Source organism: Alkalinema pantanalense CENA528, assembly GCF_050753345.1.
Taxonomy (GTDB): domain Bacteria; phylum Cyanobacteriota; class Cyanobacteriia; order Leptolyngbyales; family Leptolyngbyaceae; genus Alkalinema; species Alkalinema pantanalense.
Window position 1 is genome coordinate 48,111 of the sequence record NZ_JBLZFX010000032.1, and the last position, 13,173, is coordinate 61,283.

The window sequence follows — 13,173 nt, forward strand, 5'->3', positions numbered from 1 at the left end:
ATCCTTTTTCTCTGCTTGGGAACTCGATCGCGGGCGGTGAATGGGAGAATTCAACGGCTGGGGCAAGTGATAGAACAGACGCTGGAGCACGCTACTGTTGATTGTTGAAATGACAATCGTCCAAATTGTTCCCTGCAACGGTTATTGCCAACGGATGATGGCCAACCATGCTTTCAAGCTTTCAACCCGTGATTCCCCACCGTCAGGGCACAAGGGGCGAAATGACCTATCCTCTGGTTTCATCGATCGGGGCTTAGCTTCAGGATAAACCTTGGTTTGGCTGGCATTTTCCTGCCTTTAGCCATCATCGTCTCCCTTCCCCGCTGCAACGTTCATGCCTGCAACGTTCACACCTGCAACACCTACTTCTGTCTTGGGTTGGCAAAATAGACACTATATCTAGTGTTGATTTCAATAAAATCCTGTTCCAAAACGCAAAAGTTCGCTAAGATATGCTCACATTTCCAATCACCCTTGCTCTGGTCGGTTTGGCCTAATTCTCTCAGCCTTCCTCCGGCTTGGGAACCTCTTGCTCTAGCCGACTGAGCAATCTTTCTCAGAATGCGACGGTTCTGAAGTTTCCCTTTCGTTGGCCCTTCTCGTTAATAGACCTATGGTTCGGACAGGCATTGGCATTCGTACAGCACAGGATCGGACGGAACGACTGGTCGGGCAGATCCATGTCTATGATGGGGCGGGCAAAGGTAAGTCCCAGGCAGCCTTGGGGGTGGTGCTTCGATCGATCGGCCTAGGCATCCAGACCTTTTCCCAAACGCGGGTGTTATTGTTGCGGTTTTTGAAGGGGCCGGGGCGTACCTACGACGAAGATGCCGCGATCGAGGCGCTGCAACGGGGCTTTCCCCACTTGATCGACCAAGTGCGTACGGGGCGGGCGGAATTTTTTGGAGCGGAGGAGATTACTAAGTTTGATCGCCTAGAAGCGCAACGGGGCTGGGATGTGGCTAAGGGGGCGATTGCGTCGGGGCTGTATTCCGTGGTGGTGATGGATGAACTGAATCCGGTGTTGGATTTGGGACTGTTGCCTGTGGATGAAGTGGTGCGGACACTGAAACGCAAACCAGAGCATATGGAAATTATTGCGACGGGTCGGGGTGCACCCCAGGCGCTGGTGGATATTGCCGATCTGCATTCAGAAATGAAGCCGCACTATCACACGCTACCAGAGGGGCAAGGCATTACAGGCATTGAGATCTATACCGGGGAAGGGAAGGGAAAATCGACGAGTGCGTTGGGTAAGGCATTGCAGGCGATCGGGCGAGGCATTAGTCAGGACAAGTCCCATCGGGTGCTGATTATGCAGTGGCTCAAGGGTGGCGTGGGTTACACAGAGGACAGCGCGATTCAAGCCCTGCGCCAAAGTTACCCCAACCTGGTCGATCACCAACGATCGGGCCGGGATGCGATCGTTTGGCGGGGGCAGCAGCAGGATATTGATTATGTGGAGGCGGAGCGGGGCTGGGAAATTGCCAAGTCGGCGATCGCGTCGGGGATGTATAAGACGATTATTTTGGATGAGTTAAATCCCACGATCGATCTAGAGTTATTGCCTGAGGAACCGATCGTGCAGGCGTTGCTGCGCAAGCCCAAGGATACCGAGGTGATTATCACTGGGCGTTGCAAAAATCATCCGGCTTATTTTGACTTGGCCAGTGTGCATTCAGAAATGGTGTGCCACAAGCACTATGCAGCACGCGGGGTGGATTTGAAGCGGGGTGTGGATTTTTAGAGTGTTGCTGGTGTCAGAACAAATCTGCTGACTCTGATCACCCATTGAATTAATCTGCGATCGCTCGATTATACAATCCCATCGGGTAGCGCTTGAAAGGATGGAATGCCTTCGTAGGGTTCATGCCAAGGGGCTTTAGACTCCACATTGACATGGGCCACAGGATGGAAGTCGATCGGGGTATCTACTGTGGAAAGAACGATCGCGAGATACAGCGATTTATCTTGCGGGTAATTCATCAACCTGGTTCCGCAGTTTGAGCAAAATGCTCTGTAGCCATTCAAAGCGTTTTTATATTCTTTGAGTAAGTTTCCGCCTTTTGTGATTTTGAGGGTATCCCCTTTTGCAAGGGTTAGGGTTGCAAAAGCAGAGCCATGAGCTTTGCGGCAGAAGGAACAGTGACAGTTAAAGGTCTTCTCTGGTATGAGTTCTACTTCGTATGCAATCTGACCGCAAAGACAACTGCCTGTTACCATGTCATTGTCCTCCAGGTAAACGGTTCCAATTTAAAGTGTAGTGGCTCAAGTTAGAAGCAGTTTGTATCCTGTCCATTTTCCTCCAACTCATGATCTTAAGGGATACTGTATCTAGTGGTTGATTTCCTTAAAGCTATATTACTGCCACCTACAACTCAATCAGCAGCGATTCAAAACCAGATAACGTCGAAGTTGTACGGCGGCAGACAAACTTGAATTTTCACCGATAACCCTTGTGCTGTCAGCCTCAGGGACTATGTTATGCCGATAATGCGAAGGAGGTTAGGACAGATTGCTGATAGTTAAATCAAGCAATTCTCTGCATTTTTTGAGATTTTTGAAAAGATTAGCTGCGTATACGTCTGGGAAAAGTGTATTTATAGAACTAATAACACTATCTAAAACACGCAAGGTCGTTTTCTGAATTATTCTTGAGTCATCTTCTGCTACATTATCCAAACTCTTAATTAAATTCTCTGGAATGGCTCTAAAAGTTACGTGGGCTATGAACAAGTTTCCATGAACAAGATATAGATGCTCTTTGTTTTTCTTCCGTTCTAGTTTCTCTCTATCCAGTTGTTCACTAATTAGACGCATAATTTGTACTACTCTCCAAAGTGATGGGCCAGTAACGCTACCATTGAATAAGGCTTTATATGGAGCTTTCTGTATATCATCCCAAAGTCTGCTAATTTTGCCTTTAGCTAGAACAGCGTATGTAACGTCATTAAATGAACAAGCACGCGCTAGAGTTGCTTCCTCAATTTCAAAACCTTTCTCTCTCAGTTGAGCAATTTCTCCAGCTTTATAAGCATAAATGATTCCTTCAAGGCGGAGTTCATTACGAATTCGCTCTTGCTCTGGATCGAGAGCAATGAAATCCCGGCTATCGATTCTATTTTGGGTGTTATTGGAGCGTGTTACTTCTCGGTCAAAGTCTTCAGGACAATCTTCAAGAGAGATGAAACGTATAGAAACTTTTGCCTGTTGTACCGAGTCTGGATATAGAGTAAATGCTCGTGCAACGGAGCCAACTGTCTGTGCCCCATTGACAATTCGAACATCTTTGCACTCGAAAACCCCTGAATCGCGACTGGAACCTCCAATAGGTCTTTTCCGAATCGAAGAACATAGTGCCGTTACACCATTGTTATAATACCAAAATTTTTCAGGTGATTTTTTTAGAGTTTCAATAATGCCATTATTAACATCAGTTTCCCCCAAATAAGTTCGTATATTCGGCGTAAAGAGTTTCGTATTAAACTTTTCCCACCAAGTTGCTAACTCCGCCGCGGAAACTTGCCCGTAGAATGATTGATATGGTTCTCTAGTTTGCCCCCAGTCATATAGCATTACTTCAAAGTCTATAGGCACTCCCTTGGAATCCTGAGCTACTGCATAGTAAATATACTTCTGATCAAAGACTTTAATAAACATCAAGTCTGTTGCATCATTAGTATCTCGTGCAAAATCGTCCAGATCTTGCTTCACTTCTGCACTTAATGAATCTTGTCCTGTATACGCTAAGATAAGCATAATCTTGGTGTCAGAATCATTCAATGCTTCATCAATTTCATCAGCTTTACTTTGAACCTTTTTGTTGAATCTATCAAATCTTTCATTGACTAAATCTTTAACACCACAAATAAACTTCTGCAAGTCACCTCTCTCAAAGCTACCCGAACCATTTTGCTTCCACTTAGATTGAACTAAATAAAGCACACGCTCCCTTTTGTCATAAAAGATTGCATCAATTCCGTTATCTTTACCTCCATCTACGATCGAGACTGATGCTTCTTCAGCAGAAATATCAGTCAAATGCATAATGGAAAATGCAGCTAGACTCCTTGACAGAAAAGATAACTCTCGGCTGTCAGCAGATTTCTTGCTCCAGTCCTTCATGTCAATCTTTTCAGAAAAAGTTTGCTCCAGAAATGCCTTAATCTGGCGTAAGTGAATAGCACTCATACTTTTTATACTGAAAGCTACTGCATAAGTAGCCGAATAATTAACCTGTCACCAATCTTAACTTTAAATAAAAAATTTAACCCTACCGATAACTGAAGGTGGCATAACGCAAAGTTCACCTGCTGTGAGTTGCTGTTGCTGAAACTAGTTTAGCATTGCCAGTCAGGTGCGACGATCGGTTAGGCTGGGCTAATCATGAAGTTTTTCTAGATTTTTGCCGGAAAACGACTGCCCACGAATCCACCTGAAAGATAGATCGAACTCTGCATCACACAAATGAGGGAGAAAACACCCCGATCGCTCTCAATGACCACCCTCTCTGCTTCCGTGGACGGGTTCCTGGGAAAATGAGCCAGTTACTTTTGCTAGAACCCCGATCTCCCTAACCAAAGTGCCCACAGACTGCTAAACCAACCTGCGGGACACTGATGCTGCGATAACGATTGCAGCTGTTCGCGACTCAATATGCCGATGTATTGTCCATCGGAATGGACGATCGGCATCGGTTGACGCCAATGAATCTGATCCGCATACCGTAACGTATGGAATCGGTGAATTGTGTCTTGCGGGAATCCAACGGCTCCTTGCTTCCTCCCAAACCCTTAAGAAAGCTCTACACCGGATCAACCCCAAAGACCTTCACGCCGTTGTCATACACCGTTATATTGCGCACCTTAATTGGCTGGCTGCCCGTCCCCGCAACGCCTTGGAATGACCAATCATTGCCAGAACTCCAAGCCAGTGGGCTATTGATGCGGAATCGAACTTCCTTACGGAAGGTAGGTTTGCCAGCGGCATCATACCCCCCAGGGAAAATCTTAGTTCCCGTTAAATTAATGTCTGCGTAGTAGATATTGTCGCGGTATTGGCGAATTTGGCTGGTTACTGCCGCTTCCGAATAGGGAATCGTCACCGTTAAATTCGCGGGATTCACACCATTATCCAACGTGAAGTAATAGCGGAAAGACAGCTTATCCGTCACCTTCGCAGGCCAACCGGATTGATTATTCACCCAAGCTCTAATTTCCACAAAATTGCTGCCCGTCGCATTCACATTCGCTTCCACAAAGAACTGATCACTGCGCGTTTCCGGCGCGGGGAAGCTGGCCAAAGGATTGCCACCATACAGACTATACAATCGCGCTAAAGCCCCCGTTAGTCCCGCGTTGTAGTCGATCGCTACCTCATTGGTTTGGTAGTTCGTCATATCTTCCGTAAAGCCGTCCTGCTGGTTCGGCCCCCCCAGCAACGCACCATAGAGGATGTGGCGGGGTTTCGTACTGGACGTGAACTGGTTCCAGCCTGCCCAAGGCCCGTTGGCGGTGGAGTGGTGTACCGAGGTCATGGGATTGGCTCCAAAGCCCAACATGTAACTGCGACCATAGGGATTGTCCCCCAAGGCGTAATTCACCTGCCGCACCGCAAAATTCTGATAGCGCGACTTCACCGTCGTGTCAGACACTAAATCGCTATAGGCCAAGGCGACAAAGGCTTGGGTCGTGGCGTAGCGCAGGGAACCCCAGGCATCCCGCCAAGCCAAACCACCGGGGGTGTAGGCAATCCGCTGTCCGTTATAGCCGACTGTCCAGTAATCCAAATAATTTTGCACTTCTGTGCGATAGACTGCTTTATTAGTCAATTCCGCTAGCAATACCTTGGCTCCTTTATCGACCCATTGCCAGCTTTGCTCGGATGTGTAATTTCCCCGAATCGATCCGGCAGCACCATCGTTGTAAATTTGTTCCGCACGGGTGAGATAACTATTGCCGTAGGCATTGTTTTGAGCCAGTTTTGCCTTGTGTAACCAAGTGGCTCCCCAGAGCAATTCATCGTAGAAACTCACATCTTGATAGGGCGATGACGTATCTCGACTTCCGTTGGGCGCAATTTGGGCGTTCATGCCGCGATAGGTATTGGCAAAGTCAAACAACCGTTCTGCTTTGGTTAAAAGCGTATTGGCATAGGTGGCATTGCCATTTTGCCGAAAGACGATCGACGCTGAAGCCAAGGCTGCCGCCGCCTGTCCCGCGATCGCGGAGTCGGGGGTCTGGATATTGATTTTATAGGAAGGCCGATCGGTCACTTCATGGATGACTTCTGCGGGTACCCAATTTTGGTGATCATCGCGACGACCGCTGCCCATGCTGCCCACTTGGGTATAGAACTCATACTGCCCCGGCGTATCGTTGGTAAACGCTTTCAGCAGGTAATCCGTGGCCCATTGAATATCACTGAGCAAAAAGGACGACTGCCCAGTGGACTGATAGGCCGTCGGCGTTTCTAGCCAGCCCCAGGACAACATCGCGGCAGAATAGGCGATCGTGCGGCTGAATTTAATGCGATCGCCCGCATCGTAGAAACCACCGGTCAAATCCCGCCCCACATCGGAACCGTCCAGCAAGGCTGAATCCCCGCGCCACTCAACGCGATTATTGCTCGGCAAACGGCCCGATCGTTGGGCATCGTAGAAATAAATCGACTTTTGCAACGCTTCCCCGTAGTTAAACCGTCCTGGAGTCACAGTGGGAATATTGACTGAAAACGTGCCCAAGATACCTGCGGTGGCCCAATTGCCATTGATGTCCCGTACCTGATTGGCTTGCAGGGCGATCGTGTAGGTGCCGTTGTCTGCACTGTCCCAGCCTCCCCCCGGTGGGGTAATCCGGTAGGTCACTGTGCGCGGGGTGCCGTTGGTGGTGCTATTAACGGCATCGCGAGTCGCTAGTTGACTGTAGCCATTCGGCCCTGTGACACGAATATCACTGCTATCCAAGCTACTAACGTCAATGCCTGTATTATCACTATAGGTTACGGTAAAGGTGTAACCATTGGCAGTGGCAGTTGTAATGTTTGTAGAAGCTGCGGTGGCCGTGGGCGCGATCGTATCTGTAACGGGAATGGTATTGAACAGTTGAGCTTGGGGGATAATTTGCTTGGCTTGGCTGGCGCTAGACCAAGCCAGTCTGGCCACCGCATTACCGCCATTTTCATAGTATTCCAGCCGAATATTATATTTCTGACCCGCTTGCAGCGCGATCGTGCCTTTATATTCCGTTGCGCTCTGGTTTTTCCAGCCATTGATCAACTGTTGCCCATTCACCCACAACCGAATGCCATCATCGCCCGTGGTGTAAAAGGTGTAGGTTTCGGAATAGACGGCCTGGACTTGTCCTGTCCAGCGGGCAGAAAAGGTATCTACCCCGATCGTCGATGCGGGGGCTCCCGAACCCCAATTGAAATTCACCGTCGCATCCGTTCGGGTCAGTTTCAAATTGGTAAAGTCGGAATTATCGTAATAGTCGGCTTTAAGTCCCGTGCCGCCCCCTAAACTGAGCGACGATGTAACCGATGCAGTGGATAGCATGGCCGAATCTCCTTACACAAGTAGTAGAAAGAACATGGGGCAATCTGCGAGCAATGCGCAGCACAGAACGGCTCAGCACAAAGTGGCTCAGCAGCAATGTCTTACGCAGGCTCAGCAATGTCTTAGTACGCAGGCTCAGTACGCAGGCTCAGCAAATCATTACGATTCAGCACCGAATGACGAGTTAGCGTGAGTAGAAAAGATTCAGCACAGAATGGATGGTCTTAGCACAGATACAGTCTCAGCACAGAATGGATAGTCAATAGGTAATCCAACGAAAACGAGCACAGAAAGCAACAGGAAACAACTGACCGATCAAAGATGACCGATCAGGGATAACGGGTCATCAATGACTGGTCACTCATCACTAGTCACTGATTACTAATTATGATTGACTTATCACTTAGGTATCCCAAATTTTCCGTTAAATACCGGATTTTCTTTTTAAAGAAATATTAAAGCACCAGCGGTAATCACGGGCGTCAGGGGGGATCAACTCAGTGAATCCCCTGAGACTAATCTTGCCAAGCCCTACTCCAGTCAGCGATCGCCTCGCTCAGCAACCGCCACAGCCCCTTTCCAAAGGCGCAGGATTCAGAGACAATCAAGGGCGATATCCTCCTTCATTCGGTGCTTGGCAATGGAGCAACTGGTTCAACCGATCGTCAATGGCCTGTCCCTTGGCAGCATCATGGCCCTATCTGCGGTGGGACTGACCCTGACCTATGGCATTTTGCGACTCTCCAACTTTGCCCACGGGGATTTGATGACCCTTGCTGCTTACTTAACGTTTTTGTTCAATAGCCTCGGGTTGAATATCTGGTTAGCCATGGGTTTGTCTACGATCGTGGTCATTGGGTTTGCCTTGCTGACGGACAAGTTCCTCTGGGCACCCATGCGCAAACAACGGACAACGCCCACCACGCTGATCATTATCTCGATCGGCCTTGCCCTGGCAATTCGCAATGGGGTGATTATGGTGTGGGGCGCGAGTCCACAAAACTATGATTTGCCTGTGGCGGAAACGCTCAATTTTTGGGGAGTGCGGGTGCCGTTTAACAGTTTGTTGGTGATGGGAATGGCGCTTGCGGCGATCGGGGGACTGCATTACCTGTTGCAAAATACCAAAATTGGTAAAGCCATGCGAGCGGTGGCCGATGACATTGATCTGGCGCGGGTGACGGGCATTAAAGTCGATCGGGTCATCCTGTGGACGTGGGTGATTGCGGCGGGGCTGACGGCAGTTTCCGGCAGTATGTTGGGGCTGATTGAAAAAATTAATCCCAATATGGGTTGGTTTTTAATTCTGCCGTTGTTTGCCTCGGTGATTCTGGGAGGTATTGGTAATCCCTACGGCGCGATCGTGGGTGCTTTTGTCATCGGGTTGGCGCAGGAAGTGGGGGCTGGGATGCGGCAGATCCTAGGAGATGCCTATCTGACGTTATTACAAAATCCAGTCCTCGCGCCGATCGTCAAGTTAATGAGTCCAGATTACAAAATCGGCATTGCACTGTTAATCATGATGTTGGTCTTACTATTACGTCCCCAAGGACTGTTTCGCGGCACCATGTAATCATGTGCGCTGTAATTATGCGCGTTGTCATGATGCGCGTTATGGATTAAATTTCGTCGATCGACCATTGATCAGAAATCGATCGACCATTGACATCATTCACAACACCTGATCATCCGTCAGCGAAACCCTTGATCGCTAACAGCGGTCAGAGAACTTACAGCATCCAAACGCGGGGAAGTTCATCCCAGGGGCGGCCTTGGCGGGATCGAATCCATTGCCAAATCTGGATGAAGCTCTGTCGCACTGCCGTACTGGAATGGCCTCGGTAGCGACAAAGCAAGCCTTGCGGTAAGCGGGTGACGCCCAATTGATCCCCAGGATAGCGAGCCGCGATCGGTTCCCAGAGTTGCCGAATCGCTTCCAGGTCGGCTTTTTCCAGCGATCGCCCTATCCAAGCAAAGGTACCGACGATCGGACAGTGGTTCAGTCCGTGGGGACTGGCGAGCATTTCTGGGGATGCGGGGAGCCATTGCCGATCGATCCAGAGGGGCGTTCCGGCTTGCCAAACTTCGGTGTGCGATCGCCAATCGCCTTGAGTAAAGTACTCGCCCCCTGCCGTGCGGCCAAAGCGCGTGATTTCCCACAGTACAACCTGCGCCCCCAGTGCCAGTTCAATTTGCAAATCCTGACGATATTGGGCGCGATCGAAGACGATCGTTTCCTGGGGAAGCCATTCCAACCAAGCATTGGGAGCGACGGTGATCTGAACGGTCTGCTGGGTGAGGTTTCCGGTGGATTTATAAATTTTGGCGGCAGCGGCAGTGGTTAGGAGAACATTTGCTTGCTCCCCGATCGTCACTTCGGTGGTTAAGCGATCGCCCCCAACCATACCTCCGGCGGTATGTAGCATCACAACTTGGCAGGTGCCGTCACGATGGGCAAACGATCGCTGAACTTTGTACGGCGCGATCGCTTGGCTATGGGTCAGCCGCGTTTGGCCATTGCTAGCCTGAAATTGCAGGTTCAATCGTCCCTGCCAATTGGAACTCGCAGTCGGTGGATTGATGGGGGATTCGATCGCAGACACAGAGATTACCTAAGGCCAAAACATTCCATCTGCATCCTCACAATGGATAGCATTATTACCATACCATTCCCAATAATTTGACCGACCAATTTTCCTCGACGTTCATTGGTGCGTTCTGTCCCGCTAACCTTCGATCAAAACGATGGGATGCGCCTAGGCAATGGAATGCAAATAAGCCTTGGGATACAATAGGCCCCATATCAGCCCGATTTCTATCCCTCTTTTGTTACTTTAGTGAGAGTAAAGTTGAGAACCTGGATTGAGTACGGCTTTAAGCAAGGGAAGAATGAACTGGGGTGGCATGATTATCGCCTGACCGATTATGCCAGTATTGAACGCTGGTGGGAATTGGTTTTCAGTGCCTATCTACTGGTTAGGGATTTGCAAAGAAATAATATCCCCTCTTCATTCCCCTACCCTCCGACCCTTTTACTCTCCTACCCCTACCCCAATTGGGATTTTATTTATACGCTGTGCCCTTACTGCTGCAACCCTATTGGTGTTGGGCCTGGTTAGAACGATGGCTACAGGTTTTTCCAGTGCCGGGACTCAAACGAAGTTTGCATCAGTTGATGGATTGGATGGATACCTTCCAGATTCTGCCAATCCCAGTTCTCAAAGCCGCTTGACGGAACTTGAACATCTTCTCTCTGACCGTAGTAACAAAAAAGGGATAAATGTAACGGAACATTATGTAACTCCATTGGAATGTTTGGGAGATAGTGTCAAGATTAGAACATCGGTATTTCACCAGGTTTTACGATTCGGGAGAAGTTAGAAATGGATGTTAAAGCGGCAGTTGCCTTTGAAGCTGGGGAGCCCTTGAGCATTGAAACGGTGCAGCTTGAACCTCCTCGAGATGGTGAAGTTCTGGTCGAAATTAAGGCAACGGGCGTGTGCCATACCGATGCTTACACGTTATCGGGTCGGGATCCAGAAGGCTTATTCCCGGCAATTCTGGGCCATGAAGGCGCAGGAGTTGTCGTAGAAGTGGGTAAAGGGGTCAAGTCACTTCAACCAGGGGATCATGTGATTCCGCTCTATATTCCCGAATGTCGTGAATGTGAGTATTGCCTCAATCCCAAAACCAATTTATGCCAATCAATTCGAGTCACCCAGGGACGCGGCCTCATGCCCGATGGCAGTAGTCGATTTTCGATCGACGGCCAAATGATTCACCACTACATGGGCACGTCTACCTTTGCTAACTACACCGTAGTGCCGGAAATCGCCTTGGCAAAAATTCGATCGGATGCACCCTTTGATAAGGTCTGCTACATTGGCTGCGGCGTCACGACGGGCGTTGGGGCGGTGGTCAATACCGCCAAGGTGGAACCGGGATCGAATGTGGTGGTCTTCGGCTTGGGGGGCATTGGCTTAAATGTCATCCAAGGTGCAAAGATGGTCGGCGCAAACATGATCGTCGGCGTGGACACCAATCCTAAGAAACGGGCACTGGCGGAAAAATTAGGCATGACCCACTTTGTTAATCCCCAGGACATTGATGGGGATTTAGTGGCCTACTTAGTGGAATTGACCAAGGGCGGTGCTGATTACAGCTTTGAATGCATTGGCAATATCAACGTGATGCGGCAGGCGTTGGAATGCTGCCACAAAGGCTGGGGCGTCAGTGTAATTATTGGTGTGGCTGGTGCTGGGGAAGAAATTAGTACGCGCCCCTTCCAACTGGTGACGGGACGGACGTGGACAGGCAGCGCCTTCGGGGGAGCTAGGGGACGGACGGATGTGCCCACGATCGTGGATTGGTATATGGACGGCAAAATCAACATTGATGATCTGATTACGCAGGTGATGCCGATCGATCAGATTAACGATGCTTTCACCCTCATGAAACAAGGGCATGGCATTCGGACGGTGATCACGTTCTAACGCAATCACTGTCGCAATCACTGTCATAATGACTGTCTTAGCATTTTCTCAAGTGTTGTGTTTCCGATGAGGTCAGTATGCTAGAGACGATTGTCCAGCGGTCTCAATCTTCTTGTTTTGGTGGAACGGTGGCATTTTATAGCCATCGATCGACGGTTTGCGATTGTGACATGCGTTTTTCGGTTTATGTGCCGCCCCAAGCTAAAGAGAAACCCGTTCCGGTGCTGTATTTTCTCTCTGGTCTGACCTGTACAGAAGAAAATTTCATGGTGAAAGCTGGAGCCCAACGCTATGCGGCTGAGTCTGGCTTAATGCTAGTGGCTCCTGATACCAGTCCTCGGGGGCTCAATTTGCCGGGGGAAGATGATTCTTGGGATTTTGGCAGCGGGGCAGGCTTTTATGTCGATGCGATCGTGGAACCTTGGCGATCGCACTATCGCATGTATAGTTACATCACCGTAGAACTGCCGCAACTGATTGCGCAACATTTTCCGGTACAGACTAACCGGAGTGGAATTTTCGGCCATTCCATGGGTGGCCATGGGGCGTTGGTTTGTGCATTGCGGAATCCGTTGCAATATCGATCGGTCTCTGCCTTCGCACCGATCGTGGCACCGATGCAATGTCCCTGGGGGCAAAAAGCCTTTAGCCACTATTTAGGCAGCGATCGGGCTTTGTGGACTCAGTATGATGCCACGGAATTGGTGAAGACAGTGCAGTTAGAACATGCTATTTTGATCGATCAAGGTACTGCTGATCAGTTTTTAGAAAATCAACTAATGCCCCAAACGTTTGCGACTGCCTGCGAAACTTCGGGCCAGGAGTTAATTCTCCGTCTGCAAACAGGCTATGACCACAGTTACTATTTCATTGCCTCATTTGTAGAAGATCACCTTCGCCACCATACTAAAGCCCTTTGTCAGCCTTGATTCTCTGCTAGGCTCAATCCTTGGGCTCAATTCCTAAGTCTCTGGCAGAGAACGATTAATTTGTTGGATCAACTTTGTTGGATCAATAGACCTCCTGCATGAATCAAGTGGCTTGTGCCAGTTCAAAATTGAGTAGACCCGCAATCAAATTGAGCCGGAGTCCAAACCGCTTCCTGCGATTGCGATAGCGCCCCGA

8 protein-coding genes and 1 pseudogene are annotated in these 13,173 nt (G+C 49.3%); 5 read left to right on the top strand and 4 right to left on the bottom strand.

Annotated elements, in window-relative coordinates:
- The first annotated feature begins 613 nt into the window (after positions 1-613).
- Positions 614-1,747 carry a cob(I)yrinic acid a,c-diamide adenosyltransferase gene (locus ACN4EG_RS12580; RefSeq protein WP_190573333.1) on the top strand — a complete coding sequence of 378 codons (1,134 nt, stop codon included), beginning with the start codon at positions 614-616 and terminating at the stop codon, positions 1,745-1,747.
- A 68-nt stretch (positions 1,748-1,815) separates the two neighbouring features.
- Here the strand turns inward: ACN4EG_RS12580 and ACN4EG_RS12585 are convergent, their stop codons facing one another.
- The 3 genes from ACN4EG_RS12585 to ACN4EG_RS12595 all read right to left on the bottom strand — a co-directional run bounded on the left by ACN4EG_RS12585 (position 1,816) and on the right by ACN4EG_RS12595 (position 7,555).
- Positions 1,816-2,223 carry a GFA family protein gene (locus ACN4EG_RS12585; protein WP_431629878.1) on the bottom strand — a complete coding sequence of 136 codons (408 nt, stop codon included), beginning with the start codon at positions 2,221-2,223 and terminating at the stop codon, positions 1,816-1,818.
- Between the two features lie 282 nt (positions 2,224-2,505).
- Positions 2,506-4,191: an AIPR family protein gene (locus ACN4EG_RS12590; RefSeq protein WP_431629879.1), complete on the bottom strand. Its 1,686-nt coding sequence runs from the start codon at positions 4,189-4,191 to the stop codon at positions 2,506-2,508.
- A gap of 613 nt (positions 4,192-4,804) precedes the next feature.
- On the bottom strand, positions 4,805-7,555 hold the full coding sequence (locus ACN4EG_RS12595) for a glycoside hydrolase family 9 protein (RefSeq protein WP_431629880.1): 2,751 nt from the start codon (positions 7,553-7,555) through the stop codon (positions 4,805-4,807).
- A gap of 640 nt (positions 7,556-8,195) precedes the next feature.
- Here ACN4EG_RS12595 and ACN4EG_RS12600 point away from each other — a divergent pair.
- Positions 8,196-9,128 (top strand): branched-chain amino acid ABC transporter permease, encoded by a 933-nt coding sequence (locus tag ACN4EG_RS12600; protein WP_431629882.1) that lies wholly within the window; start codon positions 8,196-8,198, stop codon positions 9,126-9,128.
- A 157-nt stretch (positions 9,129-9,285) separates the two neighbouring features.
- On the opposite strand, the gene ACN4EG_RS12605 is transcribed toward ACN4EG_RS12600, so the two are convergent.
- Entirely contained in the window at positions 9,286-10,158 is an 873-nt protein-coding gene (locus ACN4EG_RS12605) for an urease accessory protein UreD (RefSeq protein ID WP_431629883.1), read from the bottom strand.
- A 479-nt stretch (positions 10,159-10,637) separates the two neighbouring features.
- Between ACN4EG_RS12605 and ACN4EG_RS12610 the strand changes: the two are divergent.
- From ACN4EG_RS12610 to fghA, 3 genes and pseudogenes are all read left to right on the top strand, one after another.
- Positions 10,638-10,787, top strand: a pseudogene (locus tag ACN4EG_RS12610) (IS701 family transposase); the annotation flags it as partial.
- 151 nt (positions 10,788-10,938) lie between these two features.
- The gene (locus tag ACN4EG_RS12615) at positions 10,939-12,048 is read left to right on the top strand and encodes an S-(hydroxymethyl)glutathione dehydrogenase/class III alcohol dehydrogenase (RefSeq protein ID WP_431629884.1); all 1,110 of its coding nucleotides are present in this window, start codon (positions 10,939-10,941) and stop codon (positions 12,046-12,048) included.
- Positions 12,049-12,125: 77 nt separating this feature from the next.
- On the top strand, positions 12,126-12,977 hold the full coding sequence (gene fghA, locus ACN4EG_RS12620) for an S-formylglutathione hydrolase (protein ID WP_431629886.1): 852 nt from the start codon (positions 12,126-12,128) through the stop codon (positions 12,975-12,977).
- Positions 12,978-13,173 lie beyond the last annotated feature (196 nt).

What these genes read in the sequence shown, in the direction of transcription:
- ACN4EG_RS12580 (WP_190573333.1), top strand. Translation starts at nt 614, where the DNA reads ATGGTTCGGACAGGCATTGGCATTCGTACAGCACAGGATCGGACGGAA.
- ACN4EG_RS12585 (WP_431629878.1), bottom strand. Translation starts at nt 2,223, where the DNA reads ATGGTAACAGGCAGTTGTCTTTGCGGTCAGATTGCATACGAAGTAGAA.
- ACN4EG_RS12590 (WP_431629879.1), bottom strand. Translation starts at nt 4,191, where the DNA reads ATGAGTGCTATTCACTTACGCCAGATTAAGGCATTTCTGGAGCAAACT.
- ACN4EG_RS12595 (WP_431629880.1), bottom strand. Translation starts at nt 7,555, where the DNA reads ATGCTATCCACTGCATCGGTTACATCGTCGCTCAGTTTAGGGGGCGGC.
- ACN4EG_RS12600 (WP_431629882.1), top strand. Translation starts at nt 8,196, where the DNA reads ATGGAGCAACTGGTTCAACCGATCGTCAATGGCCTGTCCCTTGGCAGC.
- ACN4EG_RS12615 (WP_431629884.1), top strand. Translation starts at nt 10,939, where the DNA reads ATGGATGTTAAAGCGGCAGTTGCCTTTGAAGCTGGGGAGCCCTTGAGC.
- fghA (WP_431629886.1), top strand. Translation starts at nt 12,126, where the DNA reads ATGCTAGAGACGATTGTCCAGCGGTCTCAATCTTCTTGTTTTGGTGGA.